The organism is Corynebacterium sp. J010B-136 (genome assembly GCF_002967075.1).
Classification (GTDB): Bacteria; Actinomycetota; Actinomycetes; order Mycobacteriales; family Mycobacteriaceae; genus Corynebacterium.
On the sequence record NZ_PUGE01000006.1, the window covers coordinates 142042 to 166619 of the forward strand.

Sequence of the window (24578 nt, forward strand, 5' to 3'; positions counted from 1 at the left end):
GCCATTGACATGCAATGTTGATGACAATCGGCGCGGGGTGGAGCAGCTCGGTAGCTCGCTGGGCTCATAACCCAGAGGTCGTAGGTTCGAATCCTGCCCCCGCTACCAATTTCAAAGAACCACAGTCAGTAGAAATACCGGCTGCGGTTCTTTTTTGATCTAGCTGTTGAGCTCTCAAAGGTGGGCGGGTTCAGTTACAGTGATCATTGAGCGATGGGCGTGGCTGTTTGAGCCAAAGGGAGCACCGCTTGCCTTCACTAGCTTGGGTAGACCGTGTTGCCGCAGGTGGAGCGGACTAATCAGTGGAATCCCTGCCGATATATCACTCTTGCACCAAACGTGCTGCCACAACTTCGCGTGCCCATTGCTCGGGGAGAGCTTCGAAGAACTTCAATCCTTCCAACGCACGGTCATCTACTTTGGGAAGTGGACGTTTGTCTTTCGGTAGTCCCTCAATCTCACTGATTCGTTCTGCAACGGCCTTTCTGTCCAGTGGGCGCTGCAGGCGGATCCGGTCGTGCCGCGCTGATTGTGATTGTCGTGCTAACGAATCACCAAGCCAAGCTATGAGTTGTTGGTTTCGGGGCCTACCTGCCCAGGTCCACCACTCCGGTTCCAAAGAGTTAGAGTTCGAGGCCTCTACGAAAATGAGACCGTGATTTGATACCAGGCTCCGTCCACTCGCGCGTAAGTTCGCAAGTGCGTCTGAAGCCCGAGACGATAAAAGTACCCCGCCTGGATCCTTGCCAAGTAAAACATCCCGCATCCCCTTTGCTAGTGCTGCCCCCACACCACCTGAAGACATCCCCCAGCGGGCTATCCCGCTAAGATCTGTTGCTTCCACACGAACTTGGCGTCGGGACCAGTTTATGTCAGTGACCTTCCACGACCTTCCAGCTAGTGCTAACACGCGCGGCCCTTCGACGGAGGTAGTCAGTGTGTGTGACTCTACGGTGCCGATCTCGGCGCGCCCAGCCAGCACTGTGAAGAGTGGCGGAGAAGTGAACGCGCTCAAAAGCTCCATGAAATGCCGACGGCCGAACGCCTTTTCGGCGGCTTCTCCTATAAAAACATAAGGCCCGTCCTCGTTGAGCATGCCTGCGGAAAGTAAGTATTCCAGCACCTCATCGGCCTGTCGTCCTAGAGACGATCGTGACATGAGCGTGGATGCTGTCCAGCGTTCGTGCCAGGTAGAACGTGGGAGAGCTCCTTCCGATAGGCAAGCTGCAAGAATCTGCTGTGCTACTAGGTGAAGCGGAAGAACTGGTGGAACGACTGGTTCCACGAAACCATCTGCCCATGCATTGAGCATTCCCAGAGTTTGGAGTAATTCCTGGTCGTCAAGTGATATAAACAAACAGTTTCGGGTTGTTTCAGCGCGCCTACCCGTGCGTCCTAGCCTCTGCAAAAACGATGAAACGGACGATTGGGACCCAATTTGAATCACTCGGTCAAGGTCGCCGATGTCGATGCCGAGTTCGAGGGTGGAAGTTGCCACGATGATGCAATTGGTCGCCGTAGCAAATGCCTCTTCAGAACGCCGACGTTCCGTAGCTGATAAGGACGAATGCGACAGATACACGTCAACGTTGCGATCCCCCAATGCTACAGCAAGCTTTTCCGCGCGAGCACGAGAATCAACAAAGACAAGCCGCTTTTCTCCCTGATGAAGCTTAGAAAGCAGAGTTGCGGCTTGCTCCAGGGATTCAACTCGATCGACCCGCAATTCAGGTACAACAGCGGTACCGGGTACCTCAGGATTAATTACTTGCCCCGGTCGATCTAGTGAACCTTGTAACCAGCCGAGCAAATCCTCTGGATTCCCGACTGTTGCGGACATTCCTATCCTCTGGATAGGAGACTTTACTAGATGCTCCAAGCGTGCGAGCACTCCTTGAAGGTGCCATCCACGGTCATCTCCTGCGAAAGAGTGAACTTCGTCGATGATGACGGAGCGCACCCCTCCCAAGAATCGTCGGTGGTCAACCCCTCTTGAGACCATCATTGCTTCGAGGGACTCGGGAGTCGTGAGTAGTACATCGGGTGGGTCAGATAGCATCTTTTTACGCGCTGACTGTCCTACATCTCCATGCCACACACCGACCCTGCGCCCGAGCCAGGATGCGTAGCCACTTAAACGGGGTTCTAAGTTGTTGAGTAGAGCCTTGAGCGGGCAGAGATAGAGAACGCTTACTCCGCAAAAGTTTTCAGTTCCCAGGCGGCTTAGCACGGGAAAGAATGCTGCCTCCGTTTTTCCACCGGCAGTGGGAGCAAGCAGTATTGCATCTTCGCCATTAATGAGTGGATCTACTGCGGCCTCCTGGAGCGGACGTAATCCTGGCCATCGCAGCGTGGTTGCAATATGGTGCTGGAGCACGGGGTGTAGAGACGAAAATCCCATTAGAACTCGATGTCGTCCGGGTCGGTTGCTATAGCAGCGCGTTCTGTATCATTCATTGATGCGGAAGTGATGTCAACTGTGTAGTCCTTGCGTGGATCGAAATCAGGGTGAATATCTACTCTGTCTAAGACATCGATGAGAGTACGCAGGAATTGACGCGGGGCGATGCCGACTTGTCCACCGAGTTCGCCGGCAACTGAAGAAGCCAGATCGTCAACGAATGTATCGTCTGCTGACCCCGCAACTCGGTCACTTGTTCCATCGACATACAAGTCCCGAACTTTTCGTCCGACCATGCCTAGTCGTTCCAGGTTGAAACTTTGCAGCCGTATCTGTGGAAGGCGAGGATTGTCCCACCGCGGGTCGCCAGAGAAATCAACGTGCAGTCGGGATTCTAGCGGAGGTAGGCGTTTAATTCCCTGTGGTCCTTCGAAAAAAGCGGTAGTCCCAGTGATTAGCAAATACAGGCCCGGATAATTTCCAGAGTCAATCTCATCGATCCACTGTCGTAGAGCGTTGAGTGCTTTTTCTCTGGTGTCGGAGCGCATTCGCTGTAAAGTCTCCACTTCATCAAGCACGAGAACAAGGCCGGGGTGTCCGGAGCCGCGCAGTATTTCGAGCAGCCCGCGGATGAATCCCGTGGCGGTGAAGTGATCGAGGTCGGATTTCACGCCAGCATAGCTTTTGATGGATGCGGATACGGTAGGTTGGCCGCCGAGCCATGCGGCGAGTCCATCAGCCACTGCGGCATTATCTTCGAGAACTGCTCGACGATATCCACGTAGAGCAAGTGGAAATACGGGGGCAGCCTGAGCGATGGGTGCTAGGCGTTCCTCCATGACTGTTTCGGGGTCTTGGCCGGAAGTTTCGGCGTCTGTCTCCACTTGGAAAAGCCATAGATCTAGGACCGAGCGAAAAGCCTGTCGTGGGAAGGAATCAGTGCGTAACTCTTCAATTAAGCGTCGGTAGACAGTTTCAAGTTTATGGAGGGGAGTCTCCAGCTCGGAGATTTGAACCTCCGACACTGCAAAACCGCGTGCGAGAGCGTGCTGTTCTATCCAGCGTGCAGCGAAGGTCTTGCCCGAACCGTATTCGCCGCGAACGGCTTTGAACACTGCGCCACCGCTCGCAACTCTGTCGAGCTCGCTGCCGATGACGCTCTCAAGATGATCGAGTCCGACAGCTAATTGATCGAGGCCTTCTGCGGGCACTGTGCCACGACGGAGTGCGTCAATAACTGCAGCGCGTCGTGCAGGGGAGATACTCATGCCGTTTAGACTCCAAACTGTTCAAATAGCAGATCGACGTTGAGAACGATATCGGTTCCTTCGATGCTCAAGACTTCGACACCGTCCATGTTGACTACTTGTCGCATTTTATTAATCGTGCCCTGTCCGGTGATCCGAGACAGTGACCACTTAGCGGTCAACGAATCGACGGCCATACGCCCATTGTTGCGGGAGATAGCTCGCAGCATGTCAACGAATTCTTCGACGGACCTGGCTGGCGGACCGTAACTCCGGTAGCGCGTGGGGAGCAGGGATTTGCTGCTCTGCAAGAGGGAATCGAATCGGTCTTTACGAATACTCGGTTGAGATTCCTGGAAGGTCAGCATGCCTTGACCCTCTGAAGCAGTCTTTGGATTATTTTTCGCTTTTGGCACATTCTGTGCAGCTGGTGTTTGCGCTGGAGTAGGAACCTCCTCGCGGACTTGCCACCACGCCGGCAAACGTACTTCCTGCGTTAGCACGTCATCGGTGTAAGCCGAATTATTGGCAAAATCCGCTGGCGATTGGGTCAAGACTGTTACTGGGATACATACCTCAGCTAGGGAGGCTCCCCCGTGATAACCGGAAGTCTTAGCTGAGTATCGAGTGTCCTCGTCTACAGCAAGGATTGCGGTATTTTCCCCAGCCGCCATTACCCTGGGGCCGCTCAGCCGAACCTCATTTTCTTTTGCCGGGTTGTCAGCATCGTCCGGTCGCCAGCGCGCGGAAGAGGCTTCGGCCACACGACTGAGTCCCGAAACGTGGCGTTCTGGAATGTGTCCGTGATCGGAAACCAACACGACCGTACGGCCCACCCGAGCGGCGCCTTCCAAGAGATTAGAAAGAAAAGCAATGTCCTGTACTTGCCAGGTGGTATTCATCGGATTGGCAGCAGCCAAAGAATCATCGATGTCATTCAGTACTGCAGCCACAATCGGGTGGTCAGTGGTGTTTTCAACCGTGGAACGCACGATATCATTGATGCCAGTGGTCAAGTCGTTCTTATGAAAGAGTGTCACTGCGTTTGCGCCATTTCCGATTGGACCTAGCTTCTTGGAAAACCCCTTTTTTTCTTCGCTTTGTCCGCCGTAATTGACTTCACCGCTGAACAAACTATTCCGCGAGACATTGGTGATCGTCGGAAATGCTGCTAGGGCTGTCCGTAAGCGGTCCTCTACTGGAAGCAACTCCCGCCATGTTCCTGGGTAGGTGGACATAATCGACTGAGTCAGGTCGTTTGCAGCAGATACCGAACAGCCATCGAGCACTAGCAAGAGAATTGGTAGTGACGATTCGTCATCCGTGCGACTGACGAGGGGGGCGATGACGGAGTCGAGAACTTCTTCGACATACAGGATATCCTTCGAGTTTGCTGAGCTTCCTCCATTGGTTGCAAGGCTGCGCGCAAACTCCCGATCAGCGTTTCTGCGATGCGGACGAACACGCTGGATAAGCTGAGTGGCTGCGGCGGCTAGTCGGGAATTAGACTGTCCCCACCACGATGCAGACACACACGTGTCGACCCAACTGAGTTCATCTCGGTACCAAGAGATCCACCCAGCGAGCGTGGATGGGAATTGTGGTTTGGGTAGGCTAAGCCACTGAGCAAGGCGTGCGCAAGCATTCACGGTAGCCACGTCACGAGCATAGGATGAGAGACCGACGTGTTCGTTTACTAGTCGGTGCGCCACGACTAGCTCTTGTTTGTTGTCGCTACTGAGAAAGTACTCGATTGCTGCTGCTGCCTCATCGAGACGGGCGTCAAGGCCAGCATCCAGAACCGTGGAGTGACGAAGCAGCTTCTCTGCTCCTAATTTATAAGCCAGCTGCTGAGCATCGTGCCGGACGGATTTGTGATCGTCTGGCAAACTTCGATAAGCATCGATTGCAGCTTGGGACCAAGCCTCCCATTCTGACGCGCGTGATTGGGAAATACCTGTAGCGACTCGGAAACCACCTTCAGCTCCTGCCCGGTGAGTTTCATCCATTCCAGCGGTTGGAACGATAACTTCAGCGACAAGACCATACGCGAGCAGCTGACCTGGGCCGTGCTTTCCGAGATACTTAATAGCGGACGATGCATTGGTACCCAACTGACGAGACAACCAATCCCATGCACGATCCTGTACGGCTTTGGGTACTCTTTCAGCGAAATCTTGCCAGGATGCAGCAGCTCGATCATCCGCAGACCAGAGGATTAGCTCTGCTAGCGTGGATGTAGCGCCAGGGTGGTTCTTGAATAATTTTGCATAGAGAAGTTCACGCGACACATGATCTGAGCTGAGTACTCCAGCAGGAGCCGGGCGCACACTCGCGTCGACGGAATCGAAGTAAGATAACAATCCGGGAATATCGCGTAGAGAAGGAACAACATCGGAGTGCTGTCGAGTTGCAGAAAAACGATTGCGTAGGCTGTCGCTGGGGTCCGGAGTGAAGACGCGTCCGTAAGGGTAAAGCTTTTCCTGCAGATCGAGAGGCATCTCTGAATCTGGCAGCGTGGTCAGGAAGAACCTCCACGGGGAAGCTTCATCGGATCGTCGTAATGCTGCACGCAGTAGCAATGGTGTGTTTACACGTTGGACTTCGATATTCTGGCCGTTGCTGACCCATTGGTCTCGACCAACAAAATCAGCAGAGGTGCGAATCGCAACAGTGGCGTGAGTGTAGTTCTTATTCCGCAGCTTTTCGACGTGTTGCTCGATATCACGTGGAGTCACGGTGAACGAGGACTGCAAACTGGTCACTAGCGGCCACCCAGCTTTTCAATGGTGACTTTAATCGGGGTGCCGTCTAAAGTCAGCTGCTGAATTTGCTCGATGACTTCCGACGCATCAGTGACATGTTCAAACACCAATGGGACAGTTTCGGAAGTCGGGTCTTGGTGGTGGTCTACACGTTTCGGCTCCGGACTGGAATTCGGAAGCCGCTGTGCTAGTGCACTAGTCCACTGGGAGAATTGTTCTTCGAATCTATCAATGGCCCTGTCTGCAGGAATTTTGAACTGATGAGCTTTCAAAGCTTCTTCCAACTCATCCAGCACACCTGCTGCTCCTAGATCATCACCAGGATGTTGCAAGGCGTAATTTCTTAATGTGGTTAGGTTACTGGTCAGCTGTGTCGAATTCAGCTCACGCAATGCGTCGGTGGATGAAGCTGCTTCTTTAAGGGAGACTGAAGCCTCTTGGGGAGAAGCACCTAAAATTCGGTTGTCAGCGGTCCGCGCGTTGGCCAGTCGCTCTACAAGCGCGACTGCGTCACCTCGGACAGAACTCAATGAGTCCAGCAGGTTCCGTGTTTCCACGGCTAGACGGACTCGCTGAGTTTGGGAGCCCCAATCCAGCTTGTGCGACAAAATTCCGAGTTCAGTGCTCAGTGATTGAGCAGCATCCCGGTGCTCGTTGACTGCATCTATCACCTCGTTCTGAAGACTCGTAAGATTATCTCCATTTAAGTGCTCAAATACGTTAATGCCAAACAAATGTTGCGCGACCAGAATCGCAGAATTCCAAGCCTCAGGATCCGGCAGAGCTACCGGGCGTAACTGCATGTCACCGTCAAACTCGGTGATTGTCGGTGGTTTAATTTGTGCGTTGTATCGGTACCAGGATCTGTGGTGAAAAGCTGTCCACGCTCCAACGTATAGGTCGACGGTCAGATCACTTAGTCCTTGACGAGGCGTAAGCGCAAGAATCGCGTTTCGTAGTTCAGCAACCTTGATTGGAGCGTCCAAATCTTTTCCCGAATTGCGGAGTTGGGCGTTGATTGAAGACATTGATGAGCCGACTGTGTCGGCATTAAATACGATATGAGATTCTTGAACGTTTGCAATGTCTAGCGGAGCTAGGATCATTTTAGTGGCCCGAGATGCTTCAATACTAAGGTCAGTGCGGTCATTACGGTTTGCTGCAGCTTCTCGGAGGGCAGTTAATACGTGGTTGAAGTCGGCAGGACGGATGGCCTTATCTGCATTGAATGATGGGTGATCAGGATATTTGTGATCGAAAGCCTGTTCGATGAGCCGGTCTGTGGCCTCTGCCATAGTGGTGCCCACCGGTTTCGTCAAATGTAGTGCAGGATCTAAACTTTTCAGCGGCTCCTGGCCTTCGGGGAATTGAATGCCTGAAGCTGCTCCATAGACTTCCGCGATCAATGTCCGGAATTGGTTGCTGAGGGTTGTACGGCGTTGCTCCAGCACGGAGCGAACTGCGGTTGCAGCGTCACCCGCGAGCCGTGCGGTGTAATCACGGAACCCGGATGGTTCGAGCACTCGGTTAATAATGACAAGTTCACCGAGCCTGGACATTTGCTCGGAACTAAAGAACTGCGGCAGCCACACAATCGTAAAAGGGGCCTGATCACGAACTGGTAAAGCTTCGACTCGACGATGGTCCTCAGCGGGGGTGTGCCCATGCTCATCAAAGGGAAGGTCGATGACAATACGAAGTGCCCCAGGCGTGTTGGCGAAGAAGTCATCGTTAGATAGCTCCGCAGTGTTGCGGACGTTACCAAAAATTACTTCGACCTTTCGAGGCGTACCCTTCCATGACACCGCACGGGTGAGACTGCTATCCGCTTCCATGTTGATGTTAGAAACGCGTAATGCATCACCGAGGAACTCCCGCACGAGGTTGAGACGTCGCTGTGGCGTATCCTCTTGCCGTGCAGCGTCAATAACCTCTTCCCAAGGAACCTCCTCGAGTTTGAGAGTAATGATCGGGTCTCGAGAATCTTCAGAGATAATGATCTCCGGGAACTCGCCGGCCCAATTGCGCAAGGTGGTTAATGCGTTGGTGACGTCGTCACCCTCGAAAATCTTGACCATAGATCCGTGGTTGAGATGCACGAGTCGTGAGGCAGTGATCGCTTTGAGAGAAGGGACTTCGGGGGCAAGAGCAGCCATAATAAGAGTTTTCCCAAGGCGTAGTTTGCCGCGGGCATCCTTGTGCAAATCTGCTTCCTTGGTAGACAGATCAGCACCAGCTTCTCGGTAAATTAAGGGGCGTAGCTTTTCCTGCCAGAACTTCCGGCCGTTTCTGAATCGCTGGATTAACGATGACTGTCCTTGTGACTGTGAACCGGTATCGGAAGTGATGATGTGATCGAAGGCATCGCCGACGGGAATGACTTGGTCAATTGTCATGGTGTCTCGCTTCTCGACGAGAAGTTTTTCCATTACTTTTAGTGCTGTGCGCTCGCGCTGCATCGCGGGGGAAAGATGGACGAGCGTGTCGACTAATGCAGGCGAGAAGGGAAAAACCAATTTAAAGGCATCCATGCTTGAGGCTTGGTGGCTGTCTGTTGTATTCACGCCGTCTAGCAGCACGTTGGAGATCTCTGGTCGAAGCTTCAGTCGGTCGAATGCTTGTTGTAGTACAAGTTGCTGGCCAGGCTTCGGAGTAAGAAGTCGCCGATTGGCAATCTCTGGCAAGTTTTGGGAACCCAGCTCGATGTTACGGAAGCGTCCTTCTTGGTGCTGGAGTGCTTTACGTCGTGCTTCCATGGTAGAGCCAGCTTCGGAAGTATTCTCCTGCCAATAGGCGAGGTCATGTTGACGAGCGATGAACGAGATCACCGGCACAGCCATTGTGCCGACATTGCTTTCGACCAGCAGGGTGAGCTTTTGTGCTTCCCGATTGAACATCTCTTGATCAGAGATCATGAAGGTTAGCCACAGAATTAGTTCGTCGAGGAGCAGTACCACCCCCTCGTAACCGAGGGTTTTCGCGTGGTTGGACATAATATTTAGCCCCTCCGCTAGAGGCAGCCACTCAGAACCAGTGGCGTAGGAGCTGAAGATAGTCTGTGTTAGTGCAGATGCTAGGGCGGAGCGGGACTCGGAATAGGCACTTGGATTACGGGCCTCATCGAAAGCTTCCGCGTCCCAGCCGGAATAGAGATGCTCGCCGCCGAAAATAGAAAGGTCGATACCAGCAGCTTCGGCCCCTACAGTTTTCTGCTGCCCGGAGGGCATAGAATCTGCATTATTTAGTTCGGCGAAGAATGCTTCATCCCCCATGCGGGTGCGCATCTTCTGGGCATCCTCGAAGAGCGCACCCGTAGAATGCAGCACCGGTGGGGTAACCCCAGGGTGCAGCTTACTGACCTGTTGGAGATAACCTCTGAAGATTGTATCTTCAATGGTCTTTGAACCGAGGAAATGAAACTTCAACTGTAGGAGTTTTGAATTGACAGCCTTCGGGTGATCAGCAACAAAAGGCTGGAGATCGGCGATCTCGCGGGTGAGTGGTTCACCAGCGAGAATTGCGTAGAGCACCGCCATGAAATGCGACTTACCAGAACCGAAAGAGCCAGACAGGTAGGCGCCCTGATTCTCACCGGTGTTCAACCCCGCTTCGACGTGCTCGAGGGCAGCATGCATATTCCGTGCAATATCTTCAGTGACAACGTAGGACTCCAGGGTGTCACGAAGATGTGCATCGTCGGTGGAATCTTCGAGTTTGAGCACGAAAGTCTGAGACTGGTACTCGGGGATATCGAAAACATCACGCAATAAAGGTGCGCTAGACGATGCTTGAGCGAACGGGTTGAACGACATCGCGGCGGTTACCGTCCTTTCTTTGTACGAGTTTTTCGCGTTGGTTGTGGAGCATAGTTATCGAGGTCCTCGACCGGCACACCAATCTGGTTGGCTACTTCGGTTACCTGTCCTTTGAGGTAATCCCCGAATCGCAGACCTAGTTCTGGATCGGGGTCATTGTGCCACATCATAATCCATGGTAACTGCTCATTCATTCCCGATAATAGTCCAGCGATTTCTGACGGTTCGGCGTCGGCATCCAACCGTTCGCGGGTAAGCCCCACGAGAGCTAACCCCTGCTGGAGATGATTCCAACCAGCCCAACCCAATACTTCTGTCGGGTCATCCGCTCGAAGTGTACCGGGGTAGGAGATGAACCTCTCCTTCGGCACATCGAGCTTTCCGCGGTGCTTCCACACTGCTGGGTACATGTCAGCCGTAGTGTAGTTCGGAGGTACTGGAACCTCTTCCGGAGAGATCTCTCCGGCATCCTCTCGACGCTGCGCAGCCCAAGTCTCCTCCCATTCGGCGCGCTTTCGCAGACCAGGTTTCTTGTACCTTAGTTCCTTATGAAATGGCACTGCCTGCCCCTTGAATAACTCCACTAACATATCGACGGTCGAACGATTACGTTTCGTTGACCACATTTGCAATACATCAAGTACCTCAGCAAAGGCCTGGTCAGTTTCGATAACACCAGCTAGCTCACGAATTGTGCGTGTGATTGGCATTTTTCCGGAATCGTCGAACCACAAGATCTGAGACTCCAGCCGAGTCAAAAGCCAGGATTCCAACGCCTCTTTAACTTTGTCCTCCCAGAGGTCATCTGACCAACGACGTTTGTACTCTGGAGCTTCCAATAATTTGATTAGTCTGTCATTGCTGATGAGAGCCAGACGCTTTTGGTACGTCTCGCGTTGCGCACCAATGATCTCTTTTGGTATCTCGACAACGGGGGTCGAATGATGCCGATCAAACCAAGCTGTTTCACGTCCGCTGCGAGCAAGGGTGATCTCAAAAGGGCGAGCTCCAAGGGGTAAACCAGTGACTGCTCCAACGGGTAGAGAAAGGTCTGTCTCTGTCAGGCCGTACAGATAGTACACCGACCAGTCGAGTTCCTCTTGCTCCGCGATCATCAGCTCCCTAATACGTGTGTATTCGGCCTGCGCCTGATCCAGAAGCTCGGGAGTGGGTGTGTGCTTGGCAACTAGATTTGTGGGATCCCATGTTGCGAGTTCCGTAGCCAGAGTATCTAACTGCCGTCCACGTTCAGAGACAGCACCTTCGGGAAGTGGGAACTCCTTGAGAGTGGTGCCGGTGAACTCATAGAAGTTTTCCCAAGGTCTTAGCGTCGTTCGGGCTCCTTTGCTGTCGGTGGTTGATCCTTTATTATGGCTATTTTGCCTGAGCCAGAAACATGCCACCGAAGAGTTAAGCACCCCTAGAAGGGCGAAATGGTCGTCCTCGGTGGCTTCCTTTCTGAGTTTGATGACTGGTGCGGAACGATTGAATACTTTGCCACCCCGGTCGAGCACGAAGTGATTGTGGGTTGCTACAAAGGCGAAGGTGATTCCCAGAGGTCGTCGATAACGGCTCGGGAAAAACATTGAGTGATCGAACCAACGCAGTCCTCGTTCTTCTGGCGTTTCACCGAAATCTTGACGAGTGCTTAAAACCTTGCGTAGGGGCCAGAAGTGTCGTTCCTCGGGACGGGATAATGTTCTTCTTTCGGCCTCCTTATCGTAAGGGAATAGAGTTGCGGTTCGAATGCTTATGCAAAAATCGCGGACTGTGTCACCAGTTATTAATGGCACAAGATGAGTCAGGCCGTGAGTTTGCTCGCGAGCGATGGGCATAAAATAAGCAGGATCCATGCCAGTATGTGTGGTACGTCCAATTTCCGTAGATAGGGTCTGTAGTAGAGAACCTGCGTGTCGCTCAATCGTGTTAGAAATCTCAGGTGCTGCTCCGCCCTGCAGATTCCATGGGTGTGATCCGATGAAGTCTCTATCCATTTCTCGCACAGAAATAAAGTCATTTTCGAATCCAAGGTCGTCAACATGTTCGACGATGCTTCGCCATACAAGACCATCCTCAGCATGTTTCGGAATCCCAGGCTCGCCTTGAATTCCCAAAATGCCTCGTACTTTTGTTTTTGATGGGGGTGCATTTCTGCCAACCAAGATAACTGTAGGTGTTCCGTGCCCGGGAACATAAGCTCCGGAAGAATCGATTACCTCCCGAAGATCCACGGTTGGCAAAAACTTCTCGATTAAAGGCGCACCAAACTCGCGCTTCTCGAAAGAATTCGACGTGATTTGGCCGACCCAACCTGGGCCTCGGGACGAATATTTGTCTCGAGCTAGAGCAAAGAACATCACCATACTGGGTGCGGTCATAGCGTATGTTCTCTTGCAATAGGGGCTGTAACGTTCTCGGTAAAATGCATTGAGGGCTTTGTCCTTCACTGTGATATAGGGCGGGTTACCGATCACTACGTCGTATCGCGCTGGAGCAAGAACATCGATCAGTGTTCTGAGATCCTCAGTGCCTACCGCACGTTTCGACATGTTCAATGGAATAGCATCTAGACCTGCTGAGCCTGGACCCCAATACAAGGAATCGCCGGATATCACAGTGAAGTCTGGTTTCGGAAGATCCCTCGAAAGCCATTGTTCGCCGGAGGCCTTCATAAAAGAAACAATCAGCCGGAATCTACTGATAGCTACAGCAAAGGGGTTAATGTCGACTCCGTGAATTGCTTTTGAAGCCTGAACCGCGCGCTCTCGGGCGTCGAGCCCTGGTGCTTCTTTTTCCCACCGGTCAACTAGCACCTCAAATGCTCCGAGAAGAAAGTGCCCAGAACCACATGTTGGATCAATGAGTGTGAAGCCCTCGAGAGGACGCTCCTCCAAGGCAGGGGTCAACGTCCGCTCGAGGATAAATTCTTCGACGAATCCGGGTGTTTGCAGTAGTGCATAACGCTTTCGTGCATACTCTGATAGGTCTTGATACATGTCGCCGAGGAACCTAGTTGATAGAGCATTGTCCTTGAGGCTCCAGAGAATTTTTCCATCACTGTCTACAGCGCGCCAGAAATCAATGATTTCGCGAGCTCCGCGTTCTGAGGGTTCCATGATTCGATACCCTGCGTAGTCGTCAACTAAGGCTCGGGTTGCGTCGACTTGCCCCAGTTGGCTGTAGACGTGCTGAAGGTATCCACGATAGCTTTGGTCGGGATTAGCGGCGTAAAACTGGTCCTCATGGTCGCGCGCACGCCGCCGCGCCTCATCGGAATGCCCAGAGAGCATCGCCCACGATTCGCCAAAGAGGGAATTGTCTTCGATGAAGCGGATGAACACCGAGGTAAGTACCCAACCGACAGCAGCCTGCTGGAGCTGTTCGTTCTCCCACTCCGAGTATGAACTTGCTGTGCGCTCTGCCTTTTCTGCGTCCTGGTGTGATTTCCGCCAGTGTGTTAACCGCTCAGAGTTGTTGTGAAGGCGTTCGCGCATGTCATCGACGAGTGTGTTGACAATCGGTTGTAGCGCGCGGGTTAGTTGTTGGGACATGTGTGGAATTCCTTGGGGAGAGAAGTCAAACGCGGGCAGGGTCAGCGACACGAACAATTTGTGATGGGCTGGTCAAGGGGAGAGAAAAACCTTCGACATTGACGTTCTGTTCGAGACTGCCCTTGTGCGGCAGTACAAACCATAGAGCCCGCGGATTTTGCGAGGAAGCTATGTCTGTATACTTTCCCAACAGATCTATTGCGTTGAATCGAGCCAGGATTGATAAATCGGTAAATACTACTGCGGGAGCATCGAGGTGCATGGCGTTTTCTAAAACTCGCTCTGCGGTCGTACGAACGGGAATATTGAGGTCTCGTCGTGTTTGCTCAGTATCCAACCCGAGCAGTGCCGGGAATTTTTCACTTTGACCATGCTCACTGAGTTTCTCGTAAAGATCGTCGAGAATCTCACCAGCGAGATCAACATGTGAAACACCAAACTGTGCAGTCAATGCTTCAACTACCTCAGAAGTTGTGCCCTGAGGAGCGGTGATGACGCGAACATCTCTGCTGGATATTGTTGGTTCGAGCTGGCTAAAGAGATCACGGAGCCAGGATGGGTGCGAAGCAAGCGGTTTAGGGCCGGTGAGCTTGGTGCGAGTCGGTAGCTTCGTCTCTAAACCGGTAGTGGCGTCTGGTTGATGGCGAACGTAGCGGTTGGAGCTGTTGAGTGTGAATTCAGGGTCGATATCTTGGATAAGCCTAGTAAGCTCCTGAGTACCGGGGAGCTCCCTGTTGACAGCAAAAGGAAAACGGGCTGCTAAAAGGTTCGTTAGGGAACTGCGTGCAATTGACTCAGTCGACGGGTGAATGACTAGCCTCAGCATTGTCGGAAGATTGATTGCGGTTGAATACAGTTCTCCGGATGAAGTTAACGCAACTTTCTTGGATCGGAACGTAGCGAGCTCTGGAAGCACCGATACTGAAACAGGCAAATTCGCGATGCTAAGTTCTAGGTGCTGTGCAGCTGTCGTCGAGGTTAGTTTCGCAACCGCTGAAGCTGAGAGGAACTGGGAATTGGAAACTGCCTGGCTTGCGGCATCTTCGAGTGCTTTCGGTAGCGTAACGAGTGATGGATCAGTGGCAAATGCGATATGCTCCCACGTGCGCCCACGGCGAACAATATAGAGAGTTTCTTCATCGCGGTTGAGAAATATCTCGACCATGCGAAGCACACCCTGCCGTGTACGGGAATCTTGCACATCGAGGTCGTTGTGCAACACTAATGACACAGCATTTTCTAGTTGTTCAGGGGTAGCGATGCCACCGAAGCCGCGTACTGTTCTCAGTACTTCCTCTCCAAGTTCCTCAAGGACAGCGACTAGTTCTGTCGATTGCGACCAGTACGTAGGCAGCTCAGCAGGAATCTGGTGGATGCGCTGTGGAGAGCTATTTAGAGCTGCAGCATAAATCTTTGCAGTAGCGAAAGGATCGTCGATGCCATTTGTCGTATTCGATAACGCGTGTTGCACATAACGTCGAATAATGGAATTCTTTTTGCCAGTGAATGCCACCAGTTGATCTCGGAAAGCGGCAAAAGAGGTGATCCCCGAGGTAGCCGGAACCGTCGGTGTGATGGCAGGGCTTAGCGCGGGGCGGGTCGACGGTGAATGCTCTGGGGCGTCTTCGGCGAGAGTCTTGATATGTAGGAACTCTCCTCGCATTTCTTCCGCAGATAAAAAACGGCGTGTGTGGTCACCATGCAATGCGCCACGGAAGAACTTGATTAACGCCTGCTTTTGCACTGAATTGAGAAAATCAGGGAGATCCTGTGAGTTTAAAGCTAGCGACTGGTCCTTCAGAGTGGCAGGATTTGCTGTGCCGTCTCCATAAATTGGATCTTTGAAGGTGGCGATCTTCAACAGAACGACTGCTGCGGAATAGCGTTCGGCGGCAGAATCAAACTGGCTCCGTCCTTGCTGTTTCGCGACCAGAAAAGGATCCTGGTACGGGGGTGAGCCTGCACGAACATCTTCCAGAGGCGTATCTGCCAGCGAAAAGTCAAAGAGCATGAGGCGGCGTTTTCCGCCCTTTGTTAGCATGCCAACATTCGAGGGCTTGATATCCCTGTGGACGATGCCGGTGGACTCCAAAGCCACGAGAATATCCATTAATTGCTCTCCCGACTCCCAGAAGAACTTCGGTGAGCTTTCCAAGAGCTGGAGAGAATCATTGAGGGTGTAATCGCCACAGTCAGACAATAGAAGGGCGGTGCGATTGTGTGGCAGGTTTAGAGGGCTTTCGAGAAGCGAGACGAAGTGCTTTGAGATGCGCCGGTCACTTACTGACCGAGTTAAGTCCTCGATGGCGCGTGCTTCAGCATGCAATGTCGAGTCTTTATCTGGGGATAATCCCACCTTGAGGACACGCTTTTCACCGCCCGCTGCATGATCGATAACACGGAGCCCTCGTGCAGTGGAACCAGAGCCGAGTACTCGTTCAACCTCAAACCGGTCGGCGATCATTGCGCCAATCGTAGGATTGAGGGGATCATCGCCATCATCGGCACGTCGCTCGACTGTGGTTTTGCGTAAGGAGTCAGCGAAAAGTTCAACGGGGTTTTTCAGCGCCGTGGATTTCGAGCGTGCACCTGAAGTGATCTTCCTTGTGCGTTGCTGCGGCTCAGGGTGGGTGATCGACAAAATTAGTTCGCGAACGTCGTTTTCCACGGAGGCTTTAGAAGCTGCGAGGTCGAGCCCCTGTTGCTCCCGTAAGCGAGATAGCAAACGAGTTGTGTCTGGCGCCGGCATATCGCCAGAGAAGATGAAGTATGCGAGTGCGCCTACAGAGAAGAGCTCAGCTTGGCGACGATCGCTTCCGTCACGGAATCCCTCTGGCGGCAGGAATACAGAAAACCCGTCGTAGGCGCTAGCGGTAGTAGTAGGTAGGTAGGTGGCAGTTGATGTGCCAGCTGAATCAGCAGCAGTTACTGTAGACCAACGAGAGACTTTCACTCGAACTTCTGGGCTGGGGGAGTGTAGCGCTGGAACGTCGATAAGTACGGCTGCCGGAGCTAGTCGGCGGTGCACAACGTTGTTCGAGTGTGCATAGGCGATAGCCTCCGCGACTTGGAGAATAATCTCCACCTGCTGTTGCGCGGTTAAGCGCAGCGACCGCGGCAACATATCGAGTGGTTCAAAGCCTGGATGGTCCTGATAGATCAACACAGGAGCGTCCGAGTCGTCCATGAATTCTAACGCGATCGGTCGGTCTATGCCGTCGTGATTGAGCGAGCGAAGTAGCGCATAAGACTTCTCCATTTGTCGCTCGCGTTTTAGACGTGTGGCTTGAGTATCGTTTTCGCTGGTATTTGACACATAAGCTATGCCTTTTTCGTCGTGCTTAGTGTTCGTGGCCCTGCGGATTCGGAAATCTTCGTCATGTTCAAGCTCTTCACCGAGCTGCCAACTTCCCGCAATGTGCTTGCGCCTCTTTTGTGCAGTGCCAGTGATCTGGTTGATCGCAGATTCTAAGACGTCCCGGGAACGCTTCTCACTAATAGGATCACTGCCTGGGGATTCTGTCAATCGTGCTGAGATCCCAGGCAGGTTAGTCTGTTCGGAAAGTCCGTCGCGTCCGAAGACATTTTGTGCGCCTGATTCTGAGAGCTGGGAGTGGACGATATCGCCGTGCAGAAATAAGGATTCCTGTACCCAAGGGACGCGTGTATCTTCCCTGGTGAGATGTACACCTAGCTCGCGGAATGAATGCTCGATCGTCGGCATAAGTCTGCGGAGGCGGTCTGCGAATTTCTGTGCTTTGTTCCTAGCCGTTAGATTAGGATGCCGGAAATCGGTGATACGTCCGTTTGGTCCAGTAATTTCGAAACGGTGTTCATTTCCGCGAAATACGCCGTTCCAGCTTTTTAGCTCCACTAAATGAATACGGCCGCGTCCAACCACCAGCGCATCGACTTCATTGTAGTGCCCTTGGGCGTCCATGAAAGTAAAGTTCGTCCATACCCGGTAGGGGGCGGCGTCTGGCACTGCATCGAGAAGTAATGCCAGACCTTCCCGTTCGTGGCCAAATTCAGATTTCGACACCTCATGATATCGTTCCGAGTTTGGTTTCACGAGTGGTCTCCTTTGTCGGTGGTGATTACATCTGAGGGTTTGGATTTTACCGTTCCATCAATTTTATCGATTGTTGGGTAAAGGTGGAAGTGGACGGATTTGCGTATGTTTAATTGCTAGATTAAGCCAACTAATTTATGAGATACGTTTCTTGAAAATGTGTGAACAGATGAACTCTCCAAGAATATTCAGCGAACATGAATCCAAGGGGATAGCAGATCTTTTAGTCTACTCTCCGGGACAGAGCAATAAAGACTATGCACTGGCGTATCACGAATCCGCAAAACGGCTAGCGGGCACTTTTAAAGGGCAAGCTGGTGACGATTTGATTTTGCTACCCTTTTTAGCGCTTTACAGGCAAGCGTTTGAGCTCCAGCTAAAATTACTATCAAGGATTTGATAGAACTTCGAATTGAGTTTGGAGAGGGTTGCTCTGAGGCATTGAAGCGCGATTGTTCGGAAGAATCTTTAAAGAGTCTGGGGCACAATCTCTATAAGTTATTGAATAAAGTCGAGGCTCATTATGAAGAGCTGAAATTCCCCGAACCATTTCCTAAATCGGTAAAAGATATAATCTTAGAATTCCACGAAGCTGATCGGAACGGCACAGCTTTCCGGTACTCGGGTTCGCTTCGAGGCACGGAAGAGCGCATTGATTTTCCGGAATCTGCAGACCTTCTGAACAGAGCATACATCCTGTTGGGATCTATCTCGGAATATGCAAGTTCGTTCTCGGGGATGCCTTTTCCATAAGTTCTTTCCTAAGGTTTTGAACTGCTTCCCGAAAGTTGGACTGAGAAATCAGACATCAATCAGTGCCACCTATCCGGAACTCGGGTACCAACTACGCGGAACGCCGGTAGCAACAAGCACGAAACGGCACTATTTCCTGGTGGACCTAGGGGATAATCTGCCAATTGGTGCAAAACGGTACCTATGCATGACTTCTAGCTTGGGTTCTAGTTGCTTGCTAACCGTGACTTAATTTGGCGGTAGGCAAGGAATCCGAAGAAGACGAGGCCGAAGTAGCCAATGGATGGGTAGACGAAGCCGACGAGTTCGGCGAATGGCAGCTTCAGCCCGCCGATGAGCGCTACGACGGTCAGGGCCAGGCAGACAATTGCGTAGGTGCGGCGTGAGTTCAGAGGGAATTGGTCGGCTACGGTCCACAGCATGGGTGCTGCGGTGGAGTAAATGCCAAGAAGAGTGATGAGGGAAAAGACGTAGCCAAGCCATGGCGCGATATCGATGCCGAGCATCACCAGTGGGGTGGCTTGGTCATAAACCATCGGCAATGTGGCTAGCAGTGCGAGTGCGCACAGACCCATGACCCCGCCGTATAAAAAGCCGGTGAGAACGCTCGGGCGAACGGTTGACTGCAGTGAGCGGTCTTCGCGGCCCAGGCTGGTAAGAAATGGCACTGCAATAATCAAGATGGCGGTGCTGTACAAGATGGTTCCAATAAACCAGTTCTCACTCGCCTTAGCGGGTTGGTACTGGGCAAGGTTTTCGGGGACATCGGCAAGCGCGGCGAAATTCTCCACAACCACCCACAGTGCGACGATGCCGATAACGATGACGATGACAGGTCCAATGCGGCCGATAATTTCCACCAGGTTGCGGAAACCAAACATCAAAGTAATGGCAACCACGACTGCCATTCCGGTGGCGCCGACCCAGGTGGGCGCGCCGAGGACATCGCTAAGCAATGCTCCCGCACCCGCGAACATGGTTACCGCAATCATGAAGACGAACACGGGAACGCAGTAGCGAAGTACCGTGCCGACGGTTTTGCCGCAGATGTCGGTGAAGGGATCGGCCTTGTTGTCGCGGTTCTTGCGACCCCATTCGGTCAGCGAAGAAAGCAGCCACGAAAACAGCACGACAACGAGGATGATGGCAACCATGCCCCACCAGCCGTGCGCGGTGAAATATTGCAAGCTTTCCTGACCCGTAGCGATACCAGCGCCGATGAAAAAGGAGCACTGCGCACCAGTAAATAGCAGCGCGGATTTTAGGCGCGACCCTAGCGACGAAGCAGGCGCTGCCGCTTCTGCTGGTGGCTTATCAAGCGTAGATGTGCTGAGTGTATGCAAGATTCCTCCGGTTGTAGACGGTGTGAACGGGATGCAGCGTAAATCCATGTGAGCTGGATTAAATTCACTCTTTCAATGGTTGTGCATCACGGTTTGGAAGTCATTGGCGGCTTGTCGGAGATTTCTTTGACATATGTCGAAGCGCTAGGCGCGGCGATGGCCAACTCGCTGCCAAGGGCGAAAATGGGTTAAGGCGAAGGGTGGAGAAAAGTCCGATTCTTTAGGTTTGCTGTGGGTCGGCGTTCCGATCGGGGGTAGTGCGCAGGCTGTTGGCCTCGTGTGATTTATTTCATTTACGCGTGTGTGACCAGCGAGTTCTGCTCAGGGCTGGGGAAAATCGCAGGTGGGATTTCGGGTGGTTTATTACGGCTATGTAACGCTCGAAATTTTTCGGGACGTGATCTTTCAGCACGTGACATGATGGGAGATGCCAGTGCAGTGTGATGTTGCACTAGGGGAATACTGATGTGAGATGTGGAAATGAGGCAATAAGCTTATGCGCTGGATGCCGCACCTAAAAAGAGTCTTAGTGGGCTCGGCCTTTGCGGGTGCCTTTTTTATTGGAGCCCCAGCCGCGGGCGCTGCTGAACTTCCAAACCCGGTCATTGATTCGGCTGGATTTGTAGAGCACGTCCGTGGTGAGCTGTCATCTGTAGGAGTGCAGACTCCGCAGGTAGATAGCCAAGTTACTGACGCCGTCGATGACGCGCTGCAGAAGGTAGTGCCGCACAATACGCCGGCGTTGCCTCAACCGGAAACGCCACAGGTTCCGACGGTGCCGGAGACTCCGGATGTGGCGGAATCTCCTGTAGCGGGCGAGGTAGAGGAGTTTGCGACCCAGGCCTATGACCAGGCGCAGGCGCTTACTAACCCGAATCCGATTGGTTTGCAGGAATTAACGCAGCCAGAATTTAAGCCAGTACAGGTTGATCCGAACTATGTATGGCGCAATGACCTGTTTTCTAAGGTAGCCGCTGGCAAGCCTTTTGAAGACTTCGTCTTGCACCGCGCACCGGGTTCTTTCTTTGATGCACCGCGCGTGCCAGAAGAATCCAATCAAGCCATGACCCAAGGAAAGTCTTTGTACGGTCCGGGCACGCCTATCTACATTAATGACCAGACCATGTGTACTTTGACGATGGCTGGTACCGATGCAGAAAACCGCAAGGTCGGCGTCACTGCTGGCCACTGCGCGGAAGTAGGCGACTCGGTTGCTTCGGCTGATTCCTGGCAGGTCGGCCCAACCGGCACCGTGGTCTCGAAGAATGCAGCTTTGGATTATTCCGTTATCGAATTTGGTTCGGACGCTGAAGTCACCAACTCCTACAACGGCGTGACCGCACGCGGGGTCGGTGGCAACGTGCAGCCGGGCGATGTCGTGTGCAAGCGCGGCGTGGCCACCGGTACCACTTGCGGTATGACCTTGATGAAGAGTGAGAATATCCAGCTCAACCAGGTCTGCGCGACTGTCGGCGACTCTGGCGCGCCAGTCTTCCGCAATGGCCAGATTGTGGGAGCTATCTCCGGCGGCTACCGCCCAGGAAATATGGGCTCCTCCTGCATCACCCCGCTGCAGGGTGCGCTGCATGTGCCAACCGTGGTTTCTGACTCGAATGTTGTTATCGCAGACATGAACCGTCGCGGTGGAGTAGGCGCAGGCTTTAAGTTGGCCTAGCACTACCTGCTCATAACAAAAGCAGTCCTTGAAGCGGAAAACTTCGAGGACTGCTTTTCTATTGTCTCGGGTTAATCCAGCTCTTGGGTTAATCCGTCAGGATTAACCCTATTTGGAGAGTTTGTCGAGCACTTTCGAGTGCAGCAGGCCGTTGGTGGCGATGGCCGAACCACCAGCGGGGCCTTCTTTGCCTTCGAGGTTGGTAAAGGTGCCGCCGGCTTCGGTAACCAACAAGGAGGGGGCAGCTAGGTCCCAGAGGGAGACTTCTGGTTCAGCGCCGATGTCGACTGCGCCTTCAGCGACGAGGCAGTAGTTCCAGAAATCGCCGTAGCCGCGCAGGCGCCAGGTGGATTCGGATAGATCGATGAAGTTTTGCAGCAGGTTGCGCTCGGACCAGCCTTCAAGGGAGGAGAAGGCAACGGAGGCATCGGCAAGCTTGGATACTTGGGAGACCTTCAATTGCTTAGGTTCGCCGCACCACACGCGGAAAGCGCCAGCGCCTTTCGATGCATACCAGCGCCTGCGCAACGCCGGCGCCGACACAACGGAGACTACCGGTTCGCCATTTTCCAACAGCGAAATCAACGTTGCCCAGACAGGAACGCCGCGGACGTAGTTCTTGGTGCCATCAATGGGGTCGATGACCCACTGGCGACCAGAGGTGACCGGCTCGCCACCGAATTCTTCGCCTAGGACTTCATCCTGCGGACGGGCCTTTTTTAGCTCGGCGCGCAGTTTCTTCTCACACGCTAGGTCGGCATCGGAAACTGGGGTCATATCGGGCTTTGCTTTCACCGATAGATCCGCTGCTTCAAAGCGGTGCATGGTCACAACATCGGCGTGGCCTGCTAACTCGAGTGCCAATCCGAGGTCTTCTTTGTACTTACCCACGAAGGAAGTTCTCCATTTCAGATACAACTTGCTGGTTTCCAGCGATACACCATTCAACTCCACCTGCTTCAACTTTGGAAGTTGCACCCCCGGCAGCGTGTACTAATGCCTGGCCAGGTAGCCAATCCCAGTCTGGTACAGAGTGCTGCATCCATGCCCCCATGGAGCCATCAGCAACGGTAGATAGATCCACGGAGCCTGCGCCCAACATCCGCACGGAGGCAAAATTCTGCGCTACCTTTTGCCAGGCGCCGCACAGTGCCTCATCTGCCATAAAGCGTGGGTGCAGGTAGGTAGCGAGACACAGCTGCGATGCGGGGGCATCGGTAAGCGCTGCTACTTCCTTGCCATCGCGTGAGGTCGGGTAATCACGGCCGCCGAACCAGGTATATCCCATCGCGGGGCGGTGGACTGCGCCCAGCACGGTGCCGGACGCATCGCTCAGCGCTAGTGCTGAACACCAATAATCTGAACCGTTGGTGAAGTTATAGGTGCCATCAACAGGATCGATAACCCAGGTGCGGCCTGACTTGGACTCCCGCTGCGCACCTTCTTCGCCAACGATGCCGTCGTCAGCGCGGATGGCTTCGAGCACGCCGGCGACGAATTTTTCGGCCGCGCGGTCTGCTTCGGTCACGACATCGGACACGGATGTCTTTTGCTCGGTGGAAATGCCCTGTTCACGCATGCGCCACGCCAAACGCCCGGCGTTGTACACCAAAGCCTGCGCTAGGTGGGCGTCGGTGTCATCGACGTGCGCGACGATGAAAGTCTTGGTGATAGCTGCGAGCATCTCTTCAAAAGTGGGCTGAGCTGATTCAGTCATAGAAGCTATTGTTGTCGCTTTATCAGGTGATTGCGAATTGAAATGCTTCCGCGCGGTAGACTCTAGTGCCATGCAACCGGATATTTCTGCAGCGATTGATGATCTTTCTGCCACCTTGACCACTATTGAAAAGGTCATGGATCCGCGTGCCTTGGAAGAAAGGGCGCGTGAGCTGGAAGCTCAGGCCGGTGATCCGTCACTGTGGGATGACCCAAACCATGCGCAGAAAGTTACCTCGGAGCTGTCCTCGACCCAGGGCAAGCTCAAGAAGCTGTCGTCGTTGCGCCAGCGCTTGGATGATCTGCCCGTGATGTATGAGCTCGCGGAAGAAGAAGGCGATGCATCGCTTGTCGATGAAGAGCTTGCCGACCTGCGCGATGCCATCGAATCTTTGGAAGTAACCACCATGCTTTCTGGTGAATATGACCAGCGTGAGGCAGTGATTAATATCCGCTCTGGTGCCGGTGGTGTGGATGCGGCGGACTGGGCGGAGATGCTCATGCGCATGTACACCCGCTGGGCTGATAAGCACGGACACAAGGTCGATGTCTATGACATTTCTTATGCCGAAGAAGCTGGCATCAAGTCGGCGACTTTTGTAGTCCACGGTGAATATATGTACGGCACGTTGTCCGTAGAACAAGGCGCGCACCGCTTGGTGCGCTTGTCGCCCTTTGATAATCAAAACCGCCGTCAGACTTCCTTTGCCGAGGTCGAGGTCCTGCCAGTGGTGGAGCAAACCGACTCTATTGAGATCCCCGATGCGGAAGTCCGCGTGGATGTCTACCGCTCTTCAGGTCCTGGTGGGCAGTCCGTCAACACCACGGACTCAGCAGTGCGTTTAACGCACGTGCCCACGGGCATTGTGGTGACCTGTCAAAATGAGAAATCGCAGATTCAAAACAAGGCATCTGCGATGCGCGTGCTGCAGGCGAAACTGTTAGAGCGCAAGCGCCAAGAAGAGCGCGCCGAAATGGATGCACTGGGTGCCGGCGGTAATGCATCGTGGGGTAATCAGATGCGCTCTTATGTCCTGCATCCGTACCAAATGGTCAAGGACCTGCGCACTAACCATGAAGTGGGCGATCCATCGAAGGTACTCGACGGCGATATTGATGGCTTCCTCGAAGCAGGCATTCGCTGGCGCATGGCAGAGATGCGCGAAGCCTGAAAGGCAGATGGGCACGGGCTGTAAATACTGAATAAACCTGTATTTTAGTTTTCGTACGCATCTAATGT

At 53.2% G+C, this 24578-nt stretch carries 12 protein-coding genes, 1 tRNA gene and 1 pseudogene; 4 read left to right on the top strand and 10 right to left on the bottom strand.

Annotation, left to right across the window (positions count from 1 at the left end):
- Positions 1–31: 31 nt before the first annotated feature.
- A tRNA-Met gene (locus C5Y44_RS10625) sits at positions 32–108 on the top strand.
- 214 nt (positions 109–322) lie between these two features.
- Here the strand turns inward: C5Y44_RS10625 and C5Y44_RS10630 are convergent.
- The 8 genes and pseudogenes from C5Y44_RS10630 to C5Y44_RS10670 form a co-directional block, all read right to left on the bottom strand.
- Positions 323–1840 carry a helicase-related protein gene (locus C5Y44_RS10630; protein WP_369831087.1) on the bottom strand — a complete coding sequence of 506 codons (1518 nt, stop codon included), beginning with the start codon at positions 1838–1840 and terminating at the stop codon, positions 323–325.
- Between the two features lie 30 nt (positions 1841–1870).
- Positions 1871–2401, bottom strand: a pseudogene (locus C5Y44_RS13620) (DEAD/DEAH box helicase); the annotation flags it as partial.
- Positions 2401–3669 (bottom strand): BREX system ATP-binding protein BrxD, encoded by a 1269-nt coding sequence (brxD, locus tag C5Y44_RS10635; RefSeq protein ID WP_105324908.1) that lies wholly within the window; start codon positions 3667–3669, stop codon positions 2401–2403. The pseudogene C5Y44_RS13620 and the gene brxD, both read right to left, overlap by 1 nt.
- Before the next feature lie 5 nt (positions 3670–3674).
- Positions 3675–6413, bottom strand: a complete 2739-nt coding sequence (pglZ, locus tag C5Y44_RS10640; protein ID WP_105324909.1) for a BREX-2 system phosphatase PglZ — start codon at positions 6411–6413, stop codon at positions 3675–3677.
- Positions 6413–10225: a DUF6079 family protein gene (locus C5Y44_RS10645; protein ID WP_105324910.1), complete on the bottom strand. Its 3813-nt coding sequence runs from the start codon at positions 10223–10225 to the stop codon at positions 6413–6415. Before C5Y44_RS10645 ends, pglZ begins: the two co-directional genes overlap by 1 nt.
- Positions 10226–10233: 8 nt before the next feature.
- Entirely contained in the window at positions 10234–13779 is a 3546-nt protein-coding gene (gene pglX / locus C5Y44_RS10650) for a BREX-2 system adenine-specific DNA-methyltransferase PglX (RefSeq protein ID WP_105324911.1), read from the bottom strand.
- A gap of 25 nt (positions 13780–13804) precedes the next feature.
- Positions 13805–17851: a protein kinase gene (locus tag C5Y44_RS10655; RefSeq protein WP_105324912.1), complete on the bottom strand. Its 4047-nt coding sequence runs from the start codon at positions 17849–17851 to the stop codon at positions 13805–13807.
- A 959-nt stretch (positions 17852–18810) separates the two neighbouring features.
- Positions 18811–19995 (bottom strand): hypothetical protein, encoded by a 1185-nt coding sequence (locus C5Y44_RS10670; protein ID WP_233189957.1) that lies wholly within the window; start codon positions 19993–19995, stop codon positions 18811–18813.
- On the opposite strand from C5Y44_RS10670, the gene C5Y44_RS13325 reads away from it, so the two are divergent.
- Together C5Y44_RS13325 and C5Y44_RS10675 are read left to right on the top strand one after the other, a co-directional pair.
- On the top strand, positions 19996–20139 hold the full coding sequence (locus C5Y44_RS13325; protein WP_158255483.1) for a hypothetical protein: 144 nt from the start codon (positions 19996–19998) through the stop codon (positions 20137–20139).
- A 304-nt stretch (positions 20140–20443) separates the two neighbouring features.
- Positions 20444–21622 carry a S1 family peptidase gene (locus C5Y44_RS10675; RefSeq protein WP_105324915.1) on the top strand — a complete coding sequence of 393 codons (1179 nt, stop codon included), beginning with the start codon at positions 20444–20446 and terminating at the stop codon, positions 21620–21622.
- Positions 21623–21730: 108 nt separating this feature from the next.
- Here the strand turns inward: C5Y44_RS10675 and hisN are convergent, their stop codons facing one another.
- Positions 21731–22513, bottom strand: coding sequence for a histidinol-phosphatase (gene hisN / locus C5Y44_RS10680; RefSeq protein ID WP_105324916.1), 783 nt, complete (start codon positions 22511–22513; stop codon positions 21731–21733).
- Positions 22506–23339: an inositol monophosphatase family protein gene (locus C5Y44_RS10685; protein WP_105324917.1), complete on the bottom strand. Its 834-nt coding sequence runs from the start codon at positions 23337–23339 to the stop codon at positions 22506–22508. Before C5Y44_RS10685 ends, hisN begins: the two co-directional genes overlap by 8 nt.
- 70 nt (positions 23340–23409) lie before the next feature.
- On the opposite strand from C5Y44_RS10685, the gene prfB reads away from it, so the two are divergent.
- Positions 23410–24510, top strand: coding sequence for a peptide chain release factor 2 (prfB, locus tag C5Y44_RS10690; protein WP_105324918.1), 1101 nt, complete (start codon positions 23410–23412; stop codon positions 24508–24510).
- Positions 24511–24578: the final 68 nt, after the last annotated feature.

Excerpts from the sequence above, each read along its gene's own strand:
- C5Y44_RS10630 (WP_369831087.1), bottom strand. The coding sequence starts at position 1,840 with ATGTCCGCAACAGTCGGGAATCCAGAGGATTTGCTCGGCTGGTTACAA.
- brxD (WP_105324908.1), bottom strand. The coding sequence starts at position 3,669 with ATGAGTATCTCCCCTGCACGACGCGCTGCAGTTATTGACGCACTCCGT.
- C5Y44_RS10645 (WP_105324910.1), bottom strand. The coding sequence starts at position 10,225 with ATGTCGTTCAACCCGTTCGCTCAAGCATCGTCTAGCGCACCTTTATTG.
- pglX (WP_105324911.1), bottom strand. The coding sequence starts at position 13,779 with ATGTCCCAACAACTAACCCGCGCGCTACAACCGATTGTCAACACACTC.
- C5Y44_RS10670 (WP_233189957.1), bottom strand. The coding sequence starts at position 19,995 with ATGGATTTACGCTGCATCCCGTTCACACCGTCTACAACCGGAGGAATC.
- C5Y44_RS10675 (WP_105324915.1), top strand. The coding sequence starts at position 20,444 with ATGCGCTGGATGCCGCACCTAAAAAGAGTCTTAGTGGGCTCGGCCTTT.
- C5Y44_RS10685 (WP_105324917.1), bottom strand. The coding sequence starts at position 23,339 with ATGACTGAATCAGCTCAGCCCACTTTTGAAGAGATGCTCGCAGCTATC.
- prfB (WP_105324918.1), top strand. The coding sequence starts at position 23,410 with ATGCAACCGGATATTTCTGCAGCGATTGATGATCTTTCTGCCACCTTG.